The sequence below is a fragment of the Paracoccus sp. S-4012 genome (assembly GCF_009674885.1).
Lineage (GTDB): Bacteria > Pseudomonadota > Alphaproteobacteria > Rhodobacterales > Rhodobacteraceae > Paracoccus.
Window position 1 is genome coordinate 351,057 of sequence record NZ_WKKA01000001.1, and the last position, 22,934, is coordinate 373,990.

The 22,934-nt window shown below is 68.5% G+C and carries 24 protein-coding genes and 1 tRNA gene; 14 read left to right on the plus strand and 11 right to left on the minus strand.

Annotated elements, in window-relative coordinates:
* Positions 1 to 20: 20 nt before the first annotated feature.
* Positions 21 to 1,421, plus strand: a complete 1,401-nt coding sequence (locus GI374_RS01725) for an FAD-binding oxidoreductase (RefSeq protein ID WP_154335278.1) — start codon at positions 21 to 23, stop codon at positions 1,419 to 1,421.
* On the opposite strand, the gene GI374_RS01730 is transcribed toward GI374_RS01725, so the two are convergent.
* The 4 genes from GI374_RS01730 to lipB form a co-directional block, all read right to left on the minus strand.
* Positions 1,393 to 1,923 (minus strand): DUF2244 domain-containing protein, encoded by a 531-nt coding sequence (locus tag GI374_RS01730; RefSeq protein WP_154335279.1) that lies wholly within the window; start codon positions 1,921 to 1,923, stop codon positions 1,393 to 1,395. The two genes, GI374_RS01725 and GI374_RS01730, sit on opposite strands and share 29 nt — an antisense overlap.
* The gene (locus GI374_RS01735) at positions 1,923 to 3,599 is read right to left on the minus strand and encodes a cytochrome c oxidase subunit 1 (RefSeq protein ID WP_154335280.1); all 1,677 of its coding nucleotides are present in this window, start codon (positions 3,597 to 3,599) and stop codon (positions 1,923 to 1,925) included. Before GI374_RS01735 ends, GI374_RS01730 begins: the two co-directional genes overlap by 1 nt.
* 269 nt (positions 3,600 to 3,868) lie before the next feature.
* The gene (locus tag GI374_RS01740) at positions 3,869 to 4,432 is read right to left on the minus strand and encodes a cytochrome c family protein (protein WP_154335281.1); all 564 of its coding nucleotides are present in this window, start codon (positions 4,430 to 4,432) and stop codon (positions 3,869 to 3,871) included.
* 67 nt (positions 4,433 to 4,499) lie between these two features.
* Positions 4,500 to 5,213 (minus strand): lipoyl(octanoyl) transferase LipB, encoded by a 714-nt coding sequence (gene lipB / locus GI374_RS01745; protein ID WP_255453660.1) that lies wholly within the window; start codon positions 5,211 to 5,213, stop codon positions 4,500 to 4,502.
* A gap of 70 nt (positions 5,214 to 5,283) precedes the next feature.
* On the opposite strand from lipB, the gene GI374_RS01750 reads away from it, so the two are divergent.
* From GI374_RS01750 to phoB, 13 genes are all read left to right on the plus strand, one after another.
* Positions 5,284 to 5,370: transfer RNA gene (locus tag GI374_RS01750), tRNA-Leu, on the plus strand.
* Positions 5,371 to 5,601: 231 nt separating this feature from the next.
* Positions 5,602 to 6,375 (plus strand): ABC transporter ATP-binding protein, encoded by a 774-nt coding sequence (locus tag GI374_RS01755; RefSeq protein ID WP_195759803.1) that lies wholly within the window; start codon positions 5,602 to 5,604, stop codon positions 6,373 to 6,375.
* On the plus strand, positions 6,368 to 7,096 hold the full coding sequence (locus GI374_RS01760; protein ID WP_195759804.1) for an ABC transporter ATP-binding protein: 729 nt from the start codon (positions 6,368 to 6,370) through the stop codon (positions 7,094 to 7,096). Before GI374_RS01755 ends, GI374_RS01760 begins: the two co-directional genes overlap by 8 nt.
* Positions 7,093 to 7,971: a branched-chain amino acid ABC transporter permease gene (locus tag GI374_RS01765; RefSeq protein ID WP_154335285.1), complete on the plus strand. Its 879-nt coding sequence runs from the start codon at positions 7,093 to 7,095 to the stop codon at positions 7,969 to 7,971. The genes GI374_RS01760 and GI374_RS01765 overlap by 4 nt, the downstream gene beginning before the upstream one ends.
* Positions 7,971 to 8,978, plus strand: coding sequence for a branched-chain amino acid ABC transporter permease (locus GI374_RS01770; RefSeq protein ID WP_154335286.1), 1,008 nt, complete (start codon positions 7,971 to 7,973; stop codon positions 8,976 to 8,978). The genes GI374_RS01765 and GI374_RS01770 overlap by 1 nt, the downstream gene beginning before the upstream one ends.
* Positions 8,979 to 9,000: 22 nt before the next feature.
* A complete protein-coding gene (locus tag GI374_RS01775; protein WP_154335287.1) occupies positions 9,001 to 10,227 on the plus strand; it encodes an ABC transporter substrate-binding protein in 1,227 nt (408 codons plus the stop codon).
* A 58-nt stretch (positions 10,228 to 10,285) separates the two neighbouring features.
* Positions 10,286 to 10,900, plus strand: a complete 615-nt coding sequence (locus GI374_RS01780; RefSeq protein ID WP_154335288.1) for an MSMEG_1061 family FMN-dependent PPOX-type flavoprotein — start codon at positions 10,286 to 10,288, stop codon at positions 10,898 to 10,900.
* Positions 10,901 to 11,100: 200 nt separating this feature from the next.
* A complete protein-coding gene (locus GI374_RS01785; RefSeq protein ID WP_154335289.1) occupies positions 11,101 to 12,135 on the plus strand; it encodes a PstS family phosphate ABC transporter substrate-binding protein in 1,035 nt (344 codons plus the stop codon).
* Positions 12,136 to 12,224: 89 nt separating this feature from the next.
* Positions 12,225 to 13,430, plus strand: a complete 1,206-nt coding sequence (pstC, locus tag GI374_RS01790) for a phosphate ABC transporter permease subunit PstC (RefSeq protein ID WP_154335290.1) — start codon at positions 12,225 to 12,227, stop codon at positions 13,428 to 13,430.
* Positions 13,427 to 14,776, plus strand: a complete 1,350-nt coding sequence (pstA, locus tag GI374_RS01795) for a phosphate ABC transporter permease PstA (RefSeq protein WP_154335291.1) — start codon at positions 13,427 to 13,429, stop codon at positions 14,774 to 14,776. The genes pstC and pstA overlap by 4 nt, the downstream gene beginning before the upstream one ends.
* A gap of 23 nt (positions 14,777 to 14,799) precedes the next feature.
* A complete protein-coding gene (gene pstB, locus GI374_RS01800; protein ID WP_154335292.1) occupies positions 14,800 to 15,600 on the plus strand; it encodes a phosphate ABC transporter ATP-binding protein PstB in 801 nt (266 codons plus the stop codon).
* Between the two features lie 27 nt (positions 15,601 to 15,627).
* Positions 15,628 to 16,353 (plus strand): phosphate signaling complex protein PhoU, encoded by a 726-nt coding sequence (gene phoU, locus GI374_RS01805; protein ID WP_154335293.1) that lies wholly within the window; start codon positions 15,628 to 15,630, stop codon positions 16,351 to 16,353.
* Between the two features lie 4 nt (positions 16,354 to 16,357).
* Positions 16,358 to 17,047, plus strand: coding sequence for a phosphate regulon transcriptional regulator PhoB (gene phoB, locus GI374_RS01810; protein WP_154335294.1), 690 nt, complete (start codon positions 16,358 to 16,360; stop codon positions 17,045 to 17,047).
* 350 nt (positions 17,048 to 17,397) lie between these two features.
* On the opposite strand, the gene GI374_RS01815 is transcribed toward phoB, so the two are convergent.
* The 7 genes from GI374_RS01815 to GI374_RS01845 form a co-directional block, all read right to left on the minus strand.
* Positions 17,398 to 18,729: a glutamine synthetase family protein gene (locus GI374_RS01815; protein WP_154335583.1), complete on the minus strand. Its 1,332-nt coding sequence runs from the start codon at positions 18,727 to 18,729 to the stop codon at positions 17,398 to 17,400.
* A gap of 5 nt (positions 18,730 to 18,734) precedes the next feature.
* Positions 18,735 to 19,559 carry an ABC transporter permease gene (locus GI374_RS01820; RefSeq protein ID WP_154335295.1) on the minus strand — a complete coding sequence of 275 codons (825 nt, stop codon included), beginning with the start codon at positions 19,557 to 19,559 and terminating at the stop codon, positions 18,735 to 18,737.
* Positions 19,556 to 20,431: an ABC transporter permease gene (locus tag GI374_RS01825; RefSeq protein WP_154335296.1), complete on the minus strand. Its 876-nt coding sequence runs from the start codon at positions 20,429 to 20,431 to the stop codon at positions 19,556 to 19,558. Before GI374_RS01825 ends, GI374_RS01820 begins: the two co-directional genes overlap by 4 nt.
* A gap of 48 nt (positions 20,432 to 20,479) precedes the next feature.
* Positions 20,480 to 21,199, minus strand: coding sequence for a transporter substrate-binding domain-containing protein (locus tag GI374_RS01830; RefSeq protein ID WP_154335297.1), 720 nt, complete (start codon positions 21,197 to 21,199; stop codon positions 20,480 to 20,482).
* Positions 21,200 to 21,221: 22 nt separating this feature from the next.
* Complete coding sequence (locus tag GI374_RS01835; protein WP_154335298.1) at positions 21,222 to 22,037, minus strand: ABC transporter ATP-binding protein; 816 nt, start codon at positions 22,035 to 22,037, stop codon at positions 21,222 to 21,224.
* A gap of 74 nt (positions 22,038 to 22,111) precedes the next feature.
* Complete coding sequence (locus GI374_RS01840; protein ID WP_154335299.1) at positions 22,112 to 22,567, minus strand: TerB family tellurite resistance protein; 456 nt, start codon at positions 22,565 to 22,567, stop codon at positions 22,112 to 22,114.
* 60 nt (positions 22,568 to 22,627) lie between these two features.
* Positions 22,628 to 22,924 (minus strand): DUF1330 domain-containing protein, encoded by a 297-nt coding sequence (locus tag GI374_RS01845; protein WP_154335300.1) that lies wholly within the window; start codon positions 22,922 to 22,924, stop codon positions 22,628 to 22,630.
* Between the last annotated feature and the right edge of the window lie 10 nt (positions 22,925 to 22,934).

Below are 22,934 nucleotides of genomic sequence, written 5' to 3' on the forward strand. Positions count from 1 at the left end.
ATATTTGGATCAAGGCGAAGATGCTGAATGATGCCGACGAGACCCTTGCCGCGCGGTTGCCTGTTGGCGTCGTGCGGGCGGTCGCCCCTCGGCTCTTGGAGGAGCCGCGAGGGCGGTGGAAGGGCCGCGCCGGGGTCGTGGCCGCGCCGCGCAATGTCGAGGAGGTCGCCGGAGTGGTCCGCGCCTGCGCCGAGGCGCGGGTGGGGATCGTGCCCTGGGGCGGCGGCACTGGGCTGGTCGGCGGGCAGGTGATGCACGAGGGCGCGGTGCCGCTGGTCCTGACACTCGAGCGCATGGCTGCCGTTCGCGCGGTCTATCGGGAGGAGAACGTCATCGTCGCCGAGGCCGGCGCCACGCTGCAGGCGGTGCGCGATGCGGCGGTCGCGGCGGGACGGCAGTTTCCGCTGGCGCTCGCCTCGCAGGGGACGGCGACCATCGGCGGGGTGCTGGCAACGAATGCGGGCGGGACGGGCGTGCTGCGGTGGGGCAATGCCCGCGAGCTGTGCCTCGGGGTGGAGGCGGTGCTGCCGGATGGGTCGGTCATGCGCACGCTGACGCGGCTGCGGAAGGACAATACCGGGTATTCGATCCGCGACCTGCTGGTCGGGGCCGAGGGGACGCTCGGGATCATCACCGCCGCTAGCCTTCGGCTCGCCCCGGTCCCGGCGGGGCAGGGGACCGGGTTTCTGGTCGTGCCCGACCCTGCGGCGGCCTTGACGCTGCTCGCCCGCGCGCAGGCCCGGTTCGCGGGCGGCGTGACAGGGTTCGAGCTGATCTCGGGCGAAGGATTGAGGTTCCTCGCGGAGGTCATGCCCGAGGTGCGGCTGCCCTTCGATCCCGCGCCCGCCTGGCTCGTGCTGATGGAGGTCGGGCTGCCCGCCGGGATGGACCCCGAGGCGGCGCTGTCGGGACTGCTGGAGGAGGCGGTCGAGGCCGGGCTGGTCGAGGACGCGCTGCTGGCGCAGTCGGGCGCGCAGGCGGCGGCCTTCTGGGCCGTGCGGGAGTCGATCCCGGATGCCAACCGAAGGATCGGCGCGGTGGCCAGCCACGACGTCAGCCTGCCGCTGTCCGAGGTGCCGGGCTTCATCGCCGAGGCGGGGGCCATGCTGGGGCGGATGGCGCCGGAGCTCAGGATCAACTGCTTCGGCCATCTCGGCGACGGCAACCTGCATTACAATCTGTTCCCGCCGTTCGGCGGCAGCCGCTCGGATCATGCCGGGGCTGCGCCCGCCCTCTCTCTCGCCGTGCATGAACTGGTCGTCGCCCGCGGCGGCAGCTTCTCGGCCGAGCATGGCATCGGCCGCGCCAAGACCGCCGATCTCGCCCGCTGGGCCGATCCGGCGCGGCTGGCGGCGATGCGGGCGGTGAAGGCGGCGCTCGACCCGCTGGGGATCATGAATCCGGGGGCGGTGCTGGCCTGAGCCGCAGGTCGGCGAGGCGGCGGCGCAGTTCGAGTTCGAGGGCACGCCGCTCCTCGGGGGCGAGGAAGGCGCCGAGTTCGACCTCGCGGCCCTCGCCCCTGAGCGTCAGGTAGCTCTCGACCGGGCCGGGACGCAGGACCACCTGCACCCAGTAGGGGTTGGCGTCGAAGCGGCGCGGTTCGCGGCCGGGATCGTGCCGCGTCAGTTCCAGCCGGTCAGCGTCGAAGCGCAGCACCTCGCGGGTCTGCTCGGCGCGGCGATAGCTGCGGTCGATGGCGTGCCAGAGGCCCCAGACCGTCACCACGATGAAGGGCAGCAGCCCCCAGAGGACGGCCGAGCCGACCACCGCCAGCAGCGGCAGCGCCACAAAGCCGGCGGTAATGGCGATGAACCACACGAAGCCGCGCCGCGGCAGCGAGCGGTGCGGCCAAGCGACCAGCTCATGAAAAACGGCCCCGAAATGATCCGGGGCCGCCTGATGGTCACGCCACTGGTAGGGCATCAGTGGGCGTGGCTGCGGTCCCAGTCCGAGGGCTTCGGCAGCTGCTCGAAGGTATGCTCGGGCGGCGGCGAGGGCAGCGTCCATTCCAGCGTGTCGGCATGCTCGTTCCAGTAGTTCGCCACCCCGACCCGGCGCCCGGCGAAGAGGGTGTAGAACACCACGCCGATGAACCACAGGAACGAGGCGAAGGCGATGTAGGCGCCGATCGAACTGAAGTTGTTCCAGAACGCGAACTCGACCGGGTAGTCGATGTAGCGCCGCGGCATCCCCTGACGGCCGAGGAAGTGCTGCGGGAAGAAGATCATGTTCGAGCCGATGAACATGGCCCAGAAATGGACCTGGCCGGCCCACTCGGGATACTGCCGGCCCGACATCTTGCCGATCCAGTAGTAGACCCCGGCGAAGAGGGCGAAGGCCGCGCCGAGCGACATCACGTAGTGGAAGTGGGCCACGATGTAGTAGGTGTCGTGATAGACCCGGTCGAGCGGCGCCTGGCTGATGACCACGCCGGTCACGCCGCCGATGGTGAACAGGAACAGGAAGCCGAAGGCCCAGAGCATCGGCGTCCTGAACTCGATCGAGCCGCCCCACATGGTCGCGATCCAGCTGAACACCTTGATGCCGGTCGGCACCGCGATGGTCATGGTCGCCAGCATGAAATAGGCCTGCTGGGTCACGGACATGCCGACCGTGTACATGTGGTGCGCCCAGACGACGAAGCCCAGCACCCCGATCGCGATCATCGCCAGCACCATCGGCAGGTAGCCGAAGATCGGCTTCTTGGCGAAGGTGGCGATCACGTGGCTGATGATGCCGAAGCCCGGCACGATGATGATGTAGACCTCGGGGTGGCCGAAGAACCACAGGATGTGCTGGTAGAGGATCGGATCGCCGCCGCCGGCCGGGTTGAAGAAGTTGGTCCCGAAGTTGCGGTCCATGAGCAGCATGGTGATGGCCCCGGCGAGCACCGGCAGCGCCAGCAGGATCATCCAGGCGGTGATGAACACCGACCACGCGAACAGCGGCACCTTGAACAGTGTCATGCCCGGCGCGCGCATGTTCAGGAAGGTGGTGATGATGTTGATCGCGCCGAGGATCGAGGAGGCGCCCGACAGGTGGACCGCGAAGATCGCGAGGTCCATCGATACCCCGTCCTCGAGCGTCGAGAGCGGCGGGTAGAGCACCCAGCCCACGCCGGAGCCCAGCTGGCTGTTGCCACCCGGCGACAGCAGCGAGAAGAGGCCCGTGGCCACGCCCGCGACGAAGAGCCAGTAGCTGAGGTTGTTCAGACGCGGGAACGCCATGTCCGGCGCGCCGATATGCAGCGGCATGAAGTAGTTGCCGAACCCCCCGAACAGCGCCGGGATCATGACGAAGAACATCATCAGGATGCCATGGTAGGTCACCATGACGTTCCAGAGGTGCCCGTTGGGCGTGCATTCGGCGGAAGCGTCGGCGATGAGGCGCGCGCCCTCGAGGCACATGAACTGGACGCCGGGATGCTGCAGCTCCATCCGCATGTAGACCGTGAAGCAGACCGAGATCAGCCCCACGACGCCAGCGGTGAAGAGATAGAGAATCCCGATGTCCTTGTGGTTGGTGGACATGAACCACCGGGTGAAGAATCCACGCTTGTCGTGGTGTTCCTCGTGCCCGTGGACGGCAGCGTCGGCCATGTTTGCTGCTCCCCTGCAAGGACCAAAAGCCGGACGAGTGCCCGGCGACTGCCATCGGTTCTAGCGCGGCCCTCCGGCTGCGGCAATGTATCACTGCCCCCAGGCTGCGGCCAGTTGTCGCGGGTGGGTTGATGTCGCGGCGGCGGGTTCCACCGGCGCGGCGCTGCCGCGCGTGGGCGGGGCGCCGCGCCGAGCCGGGTGGCAAAGAAAAACCCCCGGCGCGGGGCCGGGGGTTCTGGCAGGTCACGGCGCCGGGGGCGCGGGGGAGGTCAGTTCGCGGCAGGCGCCGCGGCGGCACCGGCCGGAGCGGCCTCGGCCGGGGCCGCATCGGCGGCGGCCGCGTCACCGCCGGGCTCGGCCGGGCCGGTGTCGCCGTCGGCCTCGGCCACGTTCGCCGGGGCGTCGGGCGAGTGCTCGAGCAGGAAGGCGACCACGTCTGCCTGGTTGCGCGCCATCTTGAAGGTCATCTTCGACTTGGCGCTCGGGTCGGTGCCGTGCTCGTCAACCCAGGGGGTCGGGTCGGTGATGTAGGCGGTCAGCGCCTCGACGTCCCAGGTGCCGCCGGGATGGGCTTCCTTCACGCCGAGGATGCCGTCACCGTACTTGAAACCCTCGACCGAGGCGATCTCGCGGCCTAGAACCCCGTAGAGGTTGGGCCCGGTGCGGCCGCCCTTCACGATGTCCTCGCCGTCGGGCGCCTGGATCATGTGGCAGGCCTTGCACTTGTTGTATTCCTTCATCCCGGCCGCGGCGTCGCCGACCTCCTGGGCGAAGGCGGGCGCGGCAAGAGCCAGCATCGAGGCGGCGAATGCGGTGGTCAGCTTGATGGTCATGTTCATTCCCCTGGTCTGCGGGCGAGGCCCGGCGACAGACCCCTGTTCTAGCATGGATTGCCCGGCCTCAACCACCGAGTAGTGATTTGGTGCCATACCCTTGCACAAAAAACACCGTGAATTGGGCGTGCAAGGCGTGATCGAGGTCGGCCATGCCGACGGGAAGCCCTAGGTCCACGAGGCTGGTCACGCCATGCGTGCGGATGCCGCAGGGAATGATGGCCTCGTAATGGCGCAGGTCCGGCTCGACGTTGATGGCGAGCCCGTGGAAGCTGACCCAGCGGCGCAGGCGGATGCCGATGGCCGCGATCTTGTCCTCGCGCAGGCTGCCGTCGGGCAGGGGCGGCTTCTCGGGACGGGTGACCCAGACGCCGACGCGGCCCTGGCGCGCCTCGCCGCGGATGCCGAACTCGGCCAGGGTGGCGATGACCCAGGCTTCGAGTTGCGCCACGAAGGCGCGGATGTCGCGGCCGCGGCGCTCGAGGTCGAGCATGACATAGACCACCCGCTGGCCGGGGCCGTGATAGGTGAACTGCCCGCCGCGGCCGCTGCGGAAGACGGGGAAGCGCGCCGGATCGAGGAGGTCCTCGTCGCGGGCGGAGGTCCCGGCGGTGAGCAGGGGGGGATGCTCGACCAGCCAGACAACTTCCGCTGCGGTGCCCTCGCGGATCGCGGCGGCGCGCGCCTCCATGGCGGCGACGGTCTCGAGATAGGGCGAGAGGCCCGGAAGGACGGTCCATTCGATCATGGCCGCGGGCGTAGCGCGCCCGTTGCGCCGCAGCAACGCAGCGTCGCGATTTTCCCCCTTTTCACCCGCGGCGGGCTCGGCTATCAGGCGGCCCTGCCCGGATGCGGTCGTGGCGGAATTGGTAGACGCGCAGCGTTGAGGTCGCTGTTCCTTAACCGGAGTGGAAGTTCGAGTCTTCTCGACCGCACCATTTTTCCTTTATTTCAGGCATGGGCGCGGATCGCCTGCACGCGGTGCGTGCAGAGCACGCACCCTGCGGCTCCGGTAGGGTGCGTGGTTCCCACGCACCATGCGGCGCGGTGCCGGTTTAACCCTCCGCCATCGCGCGACGCCCCGGAGCGATGTCCGGGGGTTGCGCCGCGCCCCACCCTCGGCAAAGGTGGCCGTGGCCTCGGGGAGGAGGCCGCGGAAGGGGGGATGGATGACGGCTGATCTGGCCGAGCCCGCAGCGAGGCCCGCGGGACTCAGCGCCGACCCGATCCTCGCCCTCGAGCATGTGACCGTGCGCTTCGGCGGCCTCGTGGCCAATGACGACGTCAGCCTCACCTTGGGCGAGCGGCGCTCGTTGGCGCTGATGGGGCCGAACGGGGCGGGCAAGACGACGCTCTTCAACGTCGTCGCGGGATCGGTGCGGCCGACCTCGGGGCGGGTGGTCTTCGCGGGGCAGGACATCACCACCGCCCCCGCCTCCGAGCGCAGCCGCCTCGGCATCGCCCGGACCTTCCAGATCACCCAGCCGTTCAGCACCCTCACCGTGCGCGAGAACGTCATGGTCGCGCTGACCGCCGCCGGGGCGTCGATGAAGGACGCCCATGCGCGGGCGCGGGACTATGTCGATTTCGTCGGCCTGGGCCTCAAGCTCGACGATCCCTCCTCGACCCTCAGCACCGGGCAGCGCAAGCGCCTGGAACTGGCCCGCGCGCTCGCCACCCGGCCCCGTCTGCTGATGCTGGACGAGGTCACGGGCGGCGTGGATCGGCCTTCGATCCCCGGCATCATCGACACCATCCACCGCCTGCGCGACGAGCGCGGCATCACCCTGATCGTGGTCGAGCACCACATGGACTTCCTGCGCGCACTGGCCGACGAGGCGCTGTTCCTGCATCGGGGACAGGTGGTCGTCGGCGGCCCGATCGAGACGGTCGCGGCGCATCCGACGGTGCGGAACATCTATCTCGGGGATGCCGATGACTGAGCCGCTGCTGGCGCTCGACGCCATCGACGTGCGCTACGGGCCGACGCAGGTGCTGTGGGGCGTGACGCTGCGGGTGGAACCCGGCGAGGTCGTGGCGGTCATGGGGCCGAACGGCTCGGGCAAGTCAACGGTCCTGAAGGCCGCGATGGGGCTCAAGGGCGTCTCCGGCGGGCGCGTCATGTTCCGCGGCGAGGACATGACCCGCCGCCCGGCCACCGCGCGGCCGGGCGCCGGCATGTCCATCGTGCTCGAGCGGCGGCGGCTGTTTCCCTTCATGTCCGTGCGCGAGAACATCGAGCTTGGCGCCTATGCCCGCAGGCTCTCCCGCGCCGATCTCGCGCGCAGCTTCGACGAGGTGCTGGCCCTCTTCCCCGAGATCGCGGGCCACCTCGATGCCACCGCCGCCCGCCTCAGCGGTGGCCAGCAGCAGATGGTCGCCATCGCCCGCGGGCTGATGGGCGACCCGCAGCTGCTGCTGATGGACGAGCCGCTGCTCGGCCTCTCGCCCGCGCTGCAACGGCATGTGATCGACCTCATGGGCCGCATCAACCAGCGGGGCGTGGCGATCCTCTTCAACGAGCAGAATGCGAAGCTTAGCTTCGGCCTCAGCCACCGCGGCTACCTGCTGGAGAGCGGGCGCGTGGTCCTCGAAGGCTCGGGCGTCGAGATGCTGGACCATCCCGAGGTGCGCCGGGTCTATCTGGGGGAGGAGGCCGCATGACCGGCACCTTGCTGGCCGAGTCGCTCATCAACGGCCTCATCACCGGCGCGATCTACGCCCTCGTGGGCGCGGGCGTGGCGCTGATCTACGGCACCATGCGGGTGCTGAACTTCGCGCATGGCGAGATGATGATGCTGGGCGCCTATTTCGCTTGGATGGGCGTCGCGGTCGCCGGCTTGCCGGTGCTGCTGGCCTTCGCCCTCGCGCTGATCGGCGTGATGATCGTCGCCGCGGTGATCCAGCGCGCCGTCGTCGCGCCGGTGCTGGCGCGCGAGGACTGGTCCTTCCGCGTCATCGCCGCCACCATCGGCCTCTCGGTCGCCCTGCAGAGCGCGGCGCAGCTGATCTGGGGCGAGAAGTTCAACGCGCTGCCCTATTTCCTCGACGGCGTGGTGCAGATCGGGCCGATGCGGCTGCCTTGGCAGCGCGCGGCGATCCCGATCGTGGCCTTCGTGGCCCTCGGCCTCTCGGCGCTGCTGCTCTACCGCTCGCGCTTCGGCCAGATGATCCGCGCCACCGCGCAGGATGCCGAAGCCGCGCAGGCCGTGGGCATCCCCGCGGGTCTGGTCCACACGGCGGTGTTCGCGCTCTCGGCCGGCCTCGCCGCCATCGCCGCGATCATGCTGGCGCCGATCATGTCGGTGAACCCGTGGATGGGGCTGCCCTATATCCTCAAGGCCTTCGCGGTGGTGATCCTCGGGGGCTTGGGCAACTTCGGCGGCGCGATCGCGGCGGGGCTGCTGCTGGGCCTCGTCGAATCGTTCGGCGTCATGGTCACCTCGAGCGAGTGGCGCGACGTGATCTCCTACGGGCTGCTGATCGCGATCATCTGGGTGCGGCCCTACGGCCTCTTCGGCGGGCGGGAGGCGGCCTGATGCGTTCGGTCCTCGGCTCCCGTCCGTGGCTCACGCTGGCGCTGATCGCTCTCGTGCTGGCGGCGATGCCGTTCGTGATCGACGACAACTACCTGCTGCACATCCTGATCCTGTTCCTGATCTTCGCGGTCTTCGCCACCGGCTGGAACCTGACCCTCGGCATCCTCGGCCAGAAGACGCTGGGCCATCACGCCTTCTTCGCCATCGGCGCCTATACCACGGCGCTGCTGTCGGGGACGGTCGGCCTCTCGCCCTGGCTGACGCTGTGGCTGGGGGTGCTGGCGGCGGCGCTTGCGGGCGGGCTGATCGGCATCCCGATCCTCCGCATCCGCTCGATGCCGCACGTCGCCATCGTGACGCTGGCCTTCGCCGAGATCGTCAAGCTGCTGCTGGCGAACTGGAAGGACGTGACACGGGGAGAGCTTGGCCTCTGGGGCATCCCGCCCTTTCCGGCAATCGAGATCGGCGGCACAACGATCCGCTTCGGCGCGGGCCAGATCGCGGGCAGCTTCGCGCTCGCGCTGCTGGCCTTCGTGGCCGTCCACGCGCTCGTGCTGTGGCTGCTGCGCGGCCGCTTCGGCCTCACCATGGTCGCCATCCGCGACAGCCAGCTCGCGGCCGAGAGTCTGTCCATCGACCTCACCCGCAGCAAGCTCGCGGCCTTTGCGCTCAGCGCCGCCATCGTCGGCCTCTCGGGCGGGCTCTATGCGCATTACCTGCAGATCCTGACGCCCACCTCGACCGCGGGGCCGGAAATGCTGGTGACGCTGCTCGCGATGATCATCCTTGGCGGCGTCGGCACCTTCTTCGGCCCGATCTTCGGCGCCCTCGTGCTCACGGCGCTGACCGAATACCTGCGCGAATACGGCGACCTGCGGATGCTGATCTATGGCGCCACGGTGACGCTCTTCGTGATCCTGCTGCCGCGCGGGGTGGCGGGGCTGCTGACACGCCGCGGCCGTCCGGCCGCCGCGGGCGACGAACCGGCCACGGCGCCGGAAACCTGAACCAACCGGGGAGAGAGACCAGATGACCATCCGCAGGACACTGATGAGCGCCGCCGCTACCGCCCTCGCGCTCGGCGCGGGCGCGGCCTCGGCGGAGGAGATCGTGCTCGGCGCCACCGCGCCGCTGACCGGGCCGGCCGCCAACAGCGGCGAGGCGCACCGCCAGGGCATGGAACTCGCGGTGAAGGAGTGGAACGAGGGCCGCGGCGACTACGTCAACGAGGGCGGCGAGCATCCCACCTTCCGCCTGGTGATCGAGGACCAGAACTCCAAGCCCGAGGTCGCGGTCAGCGCCGTGCAGCGCATGGTCACGCGTGACGGGATCAAGCTGCTGCTGGGCGACACGCTCCACAGCCACGTCACCATGGCGCTGATGGAGCTGAGCCCGCAGTTCAACCTGCCGATCCTGTCGATCGAGCCGGTCTCGACCTTGATCGCCGACAAGGTCGTCTCGGACCCCGAGAAATACGCGATGTACTGGAAGGGCAACTACAACAGCGAGGGCTACGGCAATGCCGTGGACCAGTTCGTCGAATGGGCGACCGGCAAGGGCCTCCTCGATCCCGGCGAGAAGAAACTCGCCTTTGTGATCGAGGACACCGACTACGGCCATGCCAATGCCGACACGATCATCGACCTTCTGGGCGCCGACGGCTGGACCCATGCGACGACCGAGACGCTGCCGGCGGGCAGCACCGACTTCTACCCGGTGCTGACGAAGCTGCGGGCCGAGGACCCGGACCTCACGGTCTCAGTCTTCACCGCCGTCAACAGCGGCGTGGCCCTCGTGCGGCAGATGCAGGAGCAGGCGATCCCCGGCCGGCATCTGGCGATCTACTATCCCACCAAGACCGAGTTCGTGGAGCAGGTCGGCGACGCCGCCGAGGGGCTGGTCTGGGCCTCGCTGCAATACGCCCCCGAGCTGTCGGAGGCGCACAAGGCCTTCGACGACAAGATCGTCGCCGAATACGGCAACCCCTCGACCTACAGCCAGGCCCAGGCCTACTGCATCACGATGCTGGGGATGCGCGCGATCGAGCAGGCCGGGGCCGACGACCCCAAGGCGATCTCAGACGCCATCGGCGCCAGCGACTACGAATGCCTGACCGGCAGGCTCGTGTTCAACCCCGAGAATCACACCGTCATCGACGGCGAGGGTTACATCCCGATCCCGGTGGCGCAAATCCAGGACGGGCACAACCAGATCATCTGGCCGGAATCGTCGGCCTCTGCCGAGATGGTCCAGTAAGCGGACGCGGGCGGCGGGGCAGGTGTCCCGCCGCCGTTCTATGCATGAAGGGACGGGAATGGAGTTCATCGACAGCGAGGCCAAGCTTGAGTCGCTCTATGGCGAGGTGAGCATGGCCGCGATCACAAAGGTCGCGAATCACATCACGCCGACCTATCGCCGCTGGATCGAGCAGGCGCGCTTCTGCGTCGTCTCGACCGTGGGGCCGGGCGGCACCGACGCCTCGCCCCGTGGCGACGACGGCCCGGTGGCTCGGCTCCTGGACGAGCGGACCTTCGCGATCCCCGACTGGATCGGCAACAACCGCATCGACAGCCTGCGCAACCTGATGCACGACCCGCGCATCTCGGTGATGTTCATGGTCGCGGGCTCGGGCAACGTGGTGCGGGTGAACGGCCTCGCGCGCGTCACCGCCGACGAGGCCTTCCGCGAGAGCTTCGCGCGGCACAACAAGGCCGGCGCGCTGCTGCCGCGCACGGTGATGATCGTGCAGGTGGGCGAGATCTACATGCAGTGCTCGCGCGCGCTGATGCGCTCGCGCATCTGGGGCGGGCAGGCGGCGCCCGAGGGCCTGCCGACCCAAGGGCAGATGATCGCCGGGCAGTCGGAAACCTTCGACGTGAAGAGCTATGACGAGGGCTGGGCGATCCGGGGGCCGGCCAACCTCTGGTGAGGGGCCTTCCGCCTCAACTTTCCTGAAGGACCGGGAAGGTGTTCGGTCTTCGCGGCAAGACGGGACGGGCGGGCCCGGTTCCCGGAAAATCTCCGCGGCTGTCATAAAACATACATGTTCCTGCCGCACAGGTGTCACGGGACCGCGTTACTCCCCGCGCGTCAACATCCCATCGTTGGCCACACCAGTGGAGCATTCACATGACCCCCGCCAAGATCACCGTCTCGGCCCTCGCGCTGCTGGCGGCTTCGGCCGCCACCGCCGCGGCGCAGGAGCAGATTCAGGTTGCCGGCTCGTCGACCGTCCTTCCCTACGCGACCATCGTGGCGGAGGCCTTCGCCGAGAACACCGACTTCCCCGCGCCCGTGGTCGAGGGCGGCGGCAGCGGCGCCGGCCTCAAGCAGTTCTGCGCCGGTGTGGGCCAGAACACCATCGACGTCGCCAACGCGTCGCGGCCCATCAAGGCCTCGGAACTCGAGGAGTGCCGGGCCAACGGCGTCGAGAACGTCATGGAGGTCCAGTTCGGCTATGACGGGATCGTCTTCGCCTCGTCGATCAACGGCCCGGACTTCGTGCTGACGCCGGCCGACATCTACCGCGCGCTGGCCGCCGAAGTCGTCATGGACGGCGCCACGGTCGCCAACCCGGCCATGACCTGGGCCGACGTGAACCCCGCGCTGCCCGCGCAGCAGATCACCGTCTTCGTCCCCGGCACCAAGCACGGCACCCGTGAAGTGTTCGAGGAGAAGGTCATGGCCGCCGGCTGCGAAGCTTCGGGCGATCTCGAGGAGATGACCGGGCTGGCCGATGCGGACACCGCCGAAGCCGCCTGCACGGCGCTGCGCACCGATGGCCGCTCGATCGACATCGATGGCGACTATACCGAGACGCTGGCGCGCATCAACAGCGACCCGAATGGCATCGGCGTGTTCGGCCTCTCCTTCTACGAGAACAACACCGACAAGCTGAAGGTCGCGACCATCGACGGCGTGGCCCCCTCGGTCGAGACCGTCGCCTCGGGCGAGTACCCGGTGTCGCGTCCGCTGTTTTTCTACGTCAAGAAGGACCACTTCGGCACCGTTCCGGGCCTGAAGGAATACGCCGAGTTCTTCGTCGCCGACGCGATCGCCGGCCCCGGCGGCCCGCTGGCCGACTACGGCCTGGTCCCCGACCCGGAACTGGCCGCGGTCCAGTCGGCCATCGCCGACGAGACCGTCCTCTCGGCGGCGAACTGATCCGCCAGGAACGACCGGGCAGGCCGCATGCGGCCTGCCCGAACCCGGTTGCCTCCCGCGCTCCCCGTCATCTTCGCAGGCGAGTATAAATGTCCCCCTTCTGGACCATCGTTGCGATCCTTGCGCTTGCCGCCCTGGGCTACGGCCTCGGCCGCCGCCGGGCGATGTCGCTGGCGCAGGGCAACCCCCGCAGGCTGCACTCGCGGCCGAACTATTACGGCTGGAACGTGGCCCTGTTCGCGGCCGTCCCGGCGCTGCTGCTGCTCGTGCTCTGGGCGCTGGCCCTGCCGCTGCTGCCCCACGGCGCCGCATCCTCGCGAGCCGCCGGTATCCTCGCGATCATCATCGCCGTCGCCGGGCTGGCGGTCGCCGTCCGCCGCACCACGCCCGAGTTCCGCGCCCGCAACGCCGTCGAGCAGATGATTCGCGGCCTCCTGATCCTGTGCTCGCTGATCGCCATCGCCACGACCGTGGGCATCGTGCTGTCGCTCGTCTTCGAATCGCTGCACTTCTTCAGGCTCTACCCGTGGCAGGACTTCTTCTTCGGCACCGAATGGACGCCGCGTTTCGGCGGCGGCTCTCGCCTCGGCATCCTGCCGCTGCTCTGGGGCACGCTCTACATCTCGTTCATCGCGCTTCTGGTGGCGGTGCCGGTGGGCCTCTACGCGGCGATCTACATGTCGGAATATGCCACCCCGCGGGTCCGCTCCTTGGTGAAGCCCGCGATCGAGGTGCTGGCCGGGATTCCCACCATCGTCTACGGCCTCTTCGCGCTGGTCACGGTCGGCCCGCTGCTGCGCGACTGGATCGCGCAGCCGCTGGGGCTGGGCAACAGCGGCTCCTCGGTGATGACGGCGGGGCTGGTGATGGGCATGATGCTGATCCCCTTCGTCAGTTCGCTGTCCGATGACATCATCAACGCGGTCCCGCAGACGATGCGCGACGGCTCGCTCGCGCTCGGCTCCACCCATTCCGAAACCATCCGCCAGGTCGTGATCCCCGCCGCGCTGCCGGGCATCGTCGGCGCGATCCTGCTGGCCGCCTCGCGCGCGATCGGCGAGACCATGATCGTGGTCATGGGCGCCGGAGCCATGGCGACCATCAGCGGCAACCCGTTCGAGGCGATGACGACGATCACCGTCAAGATCGTCTCGCAGCTGACCGGCGACAACGATTTCTCCTCGCCCGAGACGCTGGTCGCCTTCGCGCTCGGCCTCACGCTGTTCGTCATCACGCTCGGGCTCAACATCTTCGCGCTCTACATCGTCCGCAAGTATCGGGAGCAGTACGAATGAGCGACGTGGCCCCGACTCCATCCCGCCCGACCCCGGCGCGCTCGCTGCTGGTCGAGGATGCGCGGACCAGGCGGCGCAATGCGGCCGAGCGGCGTTTCCGCGCCTATGGCGTCATTGCCATCGCCATCGCCGTGGCCGGCCTCGCCTTCCTGCTCTTCACCATCTTCCGCGACGGCTCGTCGGCCTTCGTGCAGACCTACGTCAAGATCCCGGTCGCGATCGAGGCCTCGGTCGTGGACCCCGAGGGCAACGGCGATCCCGCCGAGATGCAGAAGATCCTGACCATGAGCTATGGCAGGCTGCTGGAGAATGCGCTGGCCCGGCACATCGCCCGCAACGACATCCAGATCGAGGGGCTGGAAGACGCCGACCTCTCGACCTTCTTCTCGAGCCAGGCGCGCGCCGATCTGCGGCGCGCGGTGCTGGCCGATCCTTCGCTGGTCGGCACGGTCGTCGAGCATCCGGTGATGACCTCGTCGCGTGTGGACGGCATGTTCAAGGGCCGCGTCAGCCGCGCCTCGGCCGCCATCGACGCCAAGACCTCCGCGGCGCAGTATGATCTGGCGATGGCCCTCGGGGCGCGGGACGATGTCAGGACCACGTTCAACTGGAACTTCATCATCTCGACCGACAGCTCGGACAACCGTCCCGAGGCGGCGGGCCTCGGGGTGGCGATCATCGGCTCGTTCTACATGATGCTGATCGTGCTGGTCCTCGCTGTGCCCATAGGCGTCGCGACCTCGATCTACCTCGAGGAATTCGCGCCGCAGAACAGGCTCACCGACGTGATCGAGGTGAACATCTCGAACCTCGCCGCGGTGCCGTCGATCGTCTTCGGCATCCTCGGTCTCGCGGCCTTCATCAACTTCATGGGCCTGCCACGCTCGGCCCCCATCGTCGGCGGGCTCGTGCTGACCTTGATGACGCTGCCGACGATCATCATCTCGACCCGAGCGGCGCTGAAGGCGGTGCCGCCCTCGATCCGCGAGGCGGCACTCGGCGTCGGCGCGTCGCGCATGCAGATGGTGTTCCACCACGTCCTGCCGCTGGCGATGCCGGGCATCCTGACCGGCACCATCCTCGGGCTGGCGCAGGCGCTGGGCGAGACCGCGCCGCTGATGCTGATCGGCATGGTCGCCTTCGTGACCACCTATCCGGCCGCGCCGCCGGAGGGCTTCTTCGACCCGGCCTCGGCGCTGCCGGTGCAGGTCTTCAACTGGACGCAGCGCGCCGATCCGGCCTTCTTCGAGCGGGCCTCGGGTGCGATCATCGTGCTGCTGGCCTTCCTGCTGGCCATGAACCTCCTTGCGATCTACCTGCGCCGCAAGTTCGAGCGCCGCTGGTGAGCGCGACCGGAAAGGCTGAAACCATGGACGATGTGAGACTGGCGGAGCGCGGCGTGGACGCGGACGCGAAGGTCAAGTTCGAATGCCGCGGCGTGCAGGTCCACTACGGCGAGAAGCAGGCGCTGAAGGATGTCGACGCGGACATCCTCGACCGAACGGTCACGGCCTTCATTGGCCCGTCGGGCTGCGGGAAATCCACTTTCCTGCGCTGCCTGAACCGGATGAACGACACCGTGGCGAGCGCGCGGGTCGATGGCCGGATCCTGCTGGAAGGCGAGGACATCTATGACGCCCGCGTCGATCCGGTGCAGCTTCGCGCCCGTGTCGGCATGGTGTTCCAGAAGCCGAACCCGTTCCCGAAATCCATCTACGACAACGTGGCCTACGGCCCGAAGATCCACGGCATGGCCCGCAACAAGGCCGAGCTGGACGAGATCGTCGAGCGCGCGCTGCGCGGCGCCGCCCTCTGGAACGAGGTCAAGGACCGGCTGGGCGAGACCGGCACCGGCCTCTCCGGCGGCCAGCAGCAGCGCCTCTGCATCGCGCGCGCCGTCGCCACCGCGCCCGAGGTGCTGCTGATGGACGAGCCCTGCTCGGCCCTCGACCCGATCGCCACCGCCCAGGTCGAGGAGCTGATCGACGATCTGCGCGAGAGCTATTCGGTCGTCATTGTCACCCATTCGATGCAGCAGGCCGCGCGGGTGAGCCAGCGGACCGCCTTCTTCCATCTCGGCAACCTCGTCGAATACGGCGACACCGAGCAGATTTTCACCAATCCGCAGGACCCGCGGACAGAGAGCTACATCAGCGGCAAGATCGGCTGAGCCGGCTGCGCGAATGCGGAGAGAGACATGAAGCTGGATCAGCGCCATATCGTTTCGGCCTTCGACCGGGACCTCGAGACCGTCCAGGCCCTCGTCGTGAAGATGGGCGGCATGGTCGAATCGGCGATCAGCGACGCCGCGACCGCGCTCGAGCGGCGCGACGAGGAACTGGCCGAGGAGGTCCGCCGCCGCGACCGCGCGATCGACGAGCTTGAGTTGCAGGTCAACCACGAGGCGGCGCGGCTGATCGCGCTGCGCTCGCCGCGCGCCACCGACCTGCGGATCGTCCTCTCGGTCATCAAGATCGCCGCCGCGCTCGAGCGGGTGGGGGACTACGCCAAGAACATGGCCAAGCGCAGCCATGTCCTGCTGAGCCTGCCGCAGATCGAGGGCGCCGGACCGTCGCTGCGGCGCATGACCGCGACGGTCGAGCGGATGCTGAAGGACGCGCTCGACAGCTACATCCACCGCGACGCCGAACTCGCCGCGGATGTCCGCGCGCGCGATGTCGAGGTGGACCAGATGTACAACGCGCTGTTCCGCGAGTTCGTGACCCACATGATGGAGGACCCGCGCAACATCACCGCCTGCATGCACCTGCATTTCATCGCCAAGAACATCGAGCGCATGGGCGACCACGCCACCGGCATCGCCGAGCAGGTGATCTATCTCGTGTCGGGCGAGCTGCCCGAGGACAGCCGGCCCAAGGACAACGCCCTGCGCGCGGAGGCGGACGAGGCCAAGGAGGACTGACACCATGACCTCAAACCAGCCCAGCGTCCTGATCGTCGAGGACGAGAGCGCGCAGCGCGAGGTGCTCAAATACAACCTCGAGGCCGAGGGCTTCGAGGTGGTGATGGCCGAGAACGGCGACGAGGCGCTGCTTCTCGTGCGCGAGGAGAACCCGGACCTGATCGTGCTGGACTGGATGCTGCCCAACGTCTCCGGCATCGAGGTCTGCCGCCGGATCAAGGCCGACCCCGAGACGCGCGGCATCCCGATCGTGATGCTCTCGGCCCGCGGCGACGAGGGCGACCGGGTGCGCGGGCTCGAGACCGGCGCCGACGACTATGTCGTCAAGCCCTATTCGGTGGTCGAGCTGATGGCCCGCCTGCGCACCCAGCTGCGCCGCACCCGACCTACGACGATGGGCGAGCGGCTGGTCCATGACGACATCGTCCTCGATTCCGCCGAGCACCGCGTCTTCCGCGATGGCGAGCCCCTGCATCTCGGCCCGACCGAGTTCAGGCTCCTCTCCACGCTGATGGAGAAGCCCGGCCGCGTCTGGACCCGCGAGCAGCTGCTGGACCGGGTCTGGGGCCGCGACATCTATGTCGACATGCGCACGATCGACGTCCATGTGGGCCGCTTGCGCAAGGCGCTGATGGCGAATGGCGGCTCGAACCCGGTCAGGACGGTGCGCGGGACCGGCTACGCCCTCGGCTAGGCGCGGTCGGCGCTGTTTATCGGGTGATAAGATCAACCAGTTAACCTGCGAGCCCTCAACGGGTCATACGCCGTATGACAGGCGGACCACAGGGCAAACACAAACCCTGGCGGTACCAGGTGGAAGCTGATGCCAGCTCAGGTCGCGGAGCTAAGAACGTCGGCAACCGCACTCAGGCTTCCGTCCGTCGCTGTGAAGAAACAGGGCAGCGTTCGAAAGCGGGGCCAGAGGCACTCCACGGCAGGTTTCTACCGATGAGCGGCAGGTCCAGTACGGCAATGGCAAGATTGCAGTTGCTGAAAGGAAAGAAAAGCCCGTCAAATGGCAATTTTATCGTTGGCTCTGCACCCCTAAACCGTGTCCAGATACAGCTCCACCGTCTCCTCGTCCGACAACTCCGCCATGTAGTGCAACTCCTGCCGCTTGGTCATGACGTAGTTCTCGATCAGATGGGCCGGGAAGATCCTTCCGATCTCGGGGCTTTGCGCGAAGGTCGAGATGGCTCCGGACCAGCTGCCAGGCAGTTGTGCGAGGGCCTTGTCGTAGGCGTTGCCCTCGAACGGGTCGGGGCAGGAGGCGCGGGACTGCATGCCGTCCAGCGCGGCGCCGAGGATTGCGGCGAGGGACAGGTAGGGGTTCACGTCGCCCCCCGCCACGCGGTGCTCGATGCGCCGGGCCGATGGTCCTGAGGCGGGGATGCGGATGGCGGCGGTGCGGTTCTCGTAGGCCCAGCCGATGCCGGTCGGTGCGTGCTGGTTCGGCACCAGCCGGTCGTAGCTGTTCTCGTGCGGGGCGAAGACCAGGGTCGAGCCGGGCATCGCCTGAAGGCAGCCGGCCACGGCGCAGCGCAGCGCCTCCGAGCCCTTCTCGCCGCCGTCATCGAAGATGTTGCGGCCCGCCGCGTCCAGCACCGAGAAATGGACATGCATGCCGCTGCCGTTCCACTCCTCATAGGGTTTGGCCATGAAGCTGCCAGCGAAGCCGAAGTTGCGGGCGAGGCCCTTGACCAGCATCTTGAAGAGCCAGGCGTCGTCCGCGGCTTTCAGCAGGTCCGGCTGGTGCATCAGGTTGATCTCGAACTGGCCCGGCGCGGCCTCGGAGATCGCGGTGTCGGCGGGAATGTCCATCGCCTCGCAGGCGTCGTAGAGGGCGGTGAAGAACTTGTCGAAAGTGTCGAGCGCCCGCAGGCTCAGCGTCTCGGCCCCGGTGCGGCGCTTGCCCGAGCGCGGCGAGCGCGGAGCCTGCAACTGCTTGCCGGAATCGTCGATGAGGAAGAACTCCAACTCGGTCGCCACCACGGGCGTCAGCCCGGCGTCGCGGTAGCGCGCCGCGATCAGCGCGAGCGCTTGCCGCGGGTCGCCGTCATAGGGGCGGCCGTCGGTGTGGAACATCCACAGCGGCAGCAGCGCCGTGGGGGCCGCGAGCCAGGGCATCGGCATGAAGCCGCGCTCGGTCGGCAGCAGCAGCCCGTCCGGGTCGCCGGCCTGGAAGACCAGCGGACTGCCCTCGATGTCCTCGCCCCAGATGTCCATGTTGAGGACCGAATAGGGGAACCGGGTCCCCTCGCTCATCAGCTTCTCGGCGAAGCGGGCGGGCACGCGCTTGCCGCGGGGAACGCCGTTGAGGTCCGAGGCCGCCACGCGGATCGTCTTCACTTCGGGATGCTCGCGCAGCCATTCCATATCGTTCACCTGATAAGCCGGGGCCGGAAGCGCAGGCGCGTGGCGGAACCCGGAAGATGCCGGTTCAACCGGCGGTTCGCCACCCCGAAGAGCGCGGTGAGCGCCAGTGTCGCGAGGATGAAATAGGCCGCGACCAGGGGGTAGGCGACGAAGGGGTTGAAGGTCTTGCCGACGATGTAGCTGGCGTAATAGAGCGCGTCGCCCGACTGCCGGAAGGCCGGGAAGCTGGAGAAGAAGACCAGCGTCGTGGCGTGAAAGAGGAAGATCGCCTCGTTGGTGTAGGCGGGCCAGGCGAGGCGCATGGCGGTCGGCCAGACGATGCGGCGAAAGCGCGCCCAGCCGGCGAGGCCGTAGGCGTCGGCCGCCTCGACCTCGCCCTTTGGCACCTGCATCAGCGCGCCGTGGAAGATCTGCGCCGAATAGGCCGCGGTGTTCAGCGTCAGCACGATCAGCGCCCCGAGCCAGGCCTTGCTCAACGTGGAGGTCGGCAGGGTGAAGGCTCCGAGGTCGATCCCGTCGCGCGGCAGCAGCACCACGGCCGAGTAGAACAGGAAGAACTGGATGAAGAGAGGCGAGCCGCGGAAGAGGAAGATGAACCCCTCCGCCGGGCGGCGCAGCAAGGCGCGCGGCGAGGTCTTGGCGAGGGCGAGTCCGGTCGCCAGAACGAAGCCCGCGGCGAGCGAGAGGGCGGCGAAATAGACGTTCCAGATCAGACCCGAGCCGATCAGCACCACCTGCTCGCAGAGGGTGAAGTCGGTCGTCGGCAGCCGCCGCTCGCCGATGCCGATGGCGCGGAGGCCGTAGTCCTGCAGCGTCTGCGCGCAACTCATGCCCAGGCCCCCTGCGCGGCGCCGGCGACGGTCGCCTGTCCGCGGGCGAAGCGGCGGCTCAGGCGGGTGATCACCCGCTCGGAGATCGCGGTCATGGCGAGGTAGAAGCAGAGGATCACAAGGAAATACCACAGCCGCCAGTCGCCATGCGGATAGGCATAGGTCGAGGTCTTGGAGCCGCCGAGCTCGCGCGCCCAGTAGACGATGTCCTCGATCCCCAGCAGGAACAGCAGCGGCGTCGCCTTGATGAGGATCATCCACAGGTTCGAGAGGCCCGGCAGCGCGAAGGTCCACATCTGCGGGATCAGGACGCGCCGGTTCACCTGGCCGGGCGTCATGCCATAGGCCTCGGCCGCCTCCAGCTGGCCGTGCGGCACCGCGCGCATGGCGCCGTAGAGGACATTCGCCGCGAAAGCGCCGAAGACGATCGCGAAGGCGAGGACCGCGAGGCCGAAGGCGTAGATGTCATGCACCCAGGGCGCAGCGGTCGACTGCGGCAGCTTGGCCGCGGCGCAGACGACGAACTCGTTGCCCTGCCGCACCGGGACCGAAGGATCGCAGAGCGCGCGCGAGCGCAGCCATTCGAGGCCCTGGTCCACCGCGATCGGAACGAACAGGAAGAACACGATGTCGGGGATGCCCCGCACCATCAGCGTGTAGAGCTTGCCGATCCAAGCCAGCGGCGCGATATGCGAGCGCGCCGCCATCGCCGCCGCGAAGCCGAAGGCGAGCGCGACGGGGGCCGTGATCGCCAGCAGCAGCAACACCGTGCCGAAGCTGGCGTAGAAGCTCAGATGCGTGCCGGTCGTGAGGTAGCAAGCCAGCCACGGCAGGCGCTCGAGCGTCGAGGGGTCGGAGCAGAACTCGAACATCGGGCGGTCCGCGCCCGGCGCATGCGCGCCCGGCACGGCCGGGACCGGTCAGAAGATCAGCGCTTCCTCGCCAAACCACTTGCGGATCAGCTCGTTCAGGCTGCCATCGGCCTTCATCGCCTCGATGACCGCATCCACCTTGGCCTTCAGCTCGGTGTCGGAGGGGCGCAGGCCCATGCCGATGCCCTCGTCGAGCGCGATGGTGTCGCCCACGAAGACCAGCTCGCCGCCGCTCTCGGTCACGAAAGGCGCGAGGAAGTCGCGGTCGGCAAAGACCGCGTCGGCCTCGCCGTTGCGGACCGCGGCGATGGTCTCCTCGCCGGTGGCGAACTCGATCACGTCACCCGTCTCGGCGACGTGGCTGGCCTGAATGGTGCCGGTCTGGGCCGCGATCACGCCGCCTTCGAGGTCGGCGTCCTCCGACAGCGCGGCATAGGCCGAGAGCGCGGGCGGCAGGTAGGGCTCGCTGAACTGGATCGACTTGCGCCGTTCCTCGTTGATGCTCATGCCGGCCATGAAGGCGTCGTAGTTCCCGGACAGCAGGTTCGGGATCATCGTGTCCCAGTCGTTCTTGACCCAGGTGCATTCCAGTTCGGCGCGGGCGCAGATCTCGTCGCCGAGGTCCTTCTCGTAGCCGTCGATCTCGCCCTTGTCGTTGATGAAGTTGTAGGGAGGGTAGGCGCCCTCGGTGCCGATCCGCACCGTCTGTCCGGCACTCATGCCGGCGCTGAGGGCGACGGCCAGGGCGGCAAGCATCAGGTTCTTCATTCTTCGTTTTCTCCCGTTGGATTCAATGCACCCTGCTGGCGCTCAGGAACTGGCGCAGGCGGTCGCTGCGTGGCTCGCGGAACAATCGGGCGGGCGGCCCGGCCTCCTCGATGCCGCCTTGGTGCAGGAAGACGACGTGGTCGGACACGTCCTCCGCCAGCCGCATGTCGTGGGTGACGAGGATCATGGTGCGGTGCTCGGCGGCGAGGTCCTTGATGACCCGCACGACTTCGTTCTGAAGCTCGGGGTCGAGCGCGCTCGTCGGCTCGTCGAACAGGAGCGCCCGCGGCTCCATGCACAGCGCGCGGGCGATCGCGGCGCGCTGCTGCTGGCCGCCCGAGAGCTGCGCCGGCCAGACGTCGGCCTTGTCGCCGATCCCGACCTTGTCGAGCAGACGCCGGGCGCGATCCTCGACCTCGGGTCTGGGCTGGCGCAGCACCGTCAGCGGCGCCTCCATGACGTTCTGCAAGACGGTCATGTGGGCCCACAGGTTGAACTGCTGGAACACCATCGCGAGATTCGTGCGGATGCGCGTCACCTGCGCGCGGTCGGCGGGCAGGCGGTCATGGCCCTCGCCGCGCCACAGGACCGGCTCGCCCTCGAAGAGGATTTCGCCCGACTGCGAGGGTTCGAGCAGGTTGAGGCAGCGCAGCAGCGTGGACTTGCCCGAGCCGGAGGAGCCGATGAGGCTGACCACATGCCCGCGCGGCGCCGCAAGGCTGACCCCGCGGATGACCTCCAGGGGGCCATAGGCCTTGTGCAGGTCGCGCACCTCGATCACCGGCGTTGCGGCGGCGGTGGCGGTGGCGGCGCTTGCGGGGGAGGGATCGGGCGTCATGGCCGCGTCATCTGGCGGGATTCGCAGCGCGATTGCAACGGGTTTGGCCGCTGCGGGACAGGCGTGCCGTGCCGTCAGGCCTCGTCCTGCCGGGCCAGCACCGCCTGCCGCGCGAGGTTCGAATCGCGGTCGTTGACGCCGATCAACCCTGCCGCGAGGCGGACCATCGCCTCCTCCTCGGCATGGCGGTGGCCGTCGGAATAGACCACCTCCCACATCGAGGCGATGATCTCGATGCGCTCCTCGAGCGGCACGAACTCCTTGATGCGCCGGGTCAGCCGCACGGTGTCCGGGGCCTCGGCCTCGATCATCTCGGCCGCGGCGCGGCGGTCGGCGGCCTCGACGGAATCAAAGCCGCCCCGGCGGGCGAGGATTTCGTCGATCAGCGCCCGTTCGAGCCGGGTGTAATGGTCATCCGACCGGGCAACCCGGACGAGCAGGGCGGCGATCGCCAGGTCGGCGTCACCGGGGCTGAGCGCGGCGGCGTCGGCGTCGTCACTCAGCAGGCGCGAGAGCAGGTTGCGGAACATGCGGGCAGGATATTCCTTTCCGGGGGCGGCACAAGCTCCTAACATTGTTATGATCTGCCTCTATCCCTCGGCTACGCCCTCCACGATCACGAGGTCGATGACCGACGCCCCCTCCCGCATCGCCATCGCCTCGCGGTATTCGGCGGAGGCGTAGCAGTCGCGCGCCGCCTGCAGGGACGGGAACTCCAGCACCACGGTGCGCGCGTGTGTCTGCCCCTCCACCACCTCCTGCGGCCCGCCGCGCACGAGGAAGCGGCCGCCGTATTTCGCGAAGGCGGCGCCGTTCGCGGCGCGGTAGGCCTCGTAGGCTTCGGGGTCGGTGATGGTCGTGAGCCCGACCCAGTATCCCTTGGGCATTCCTGGTCCT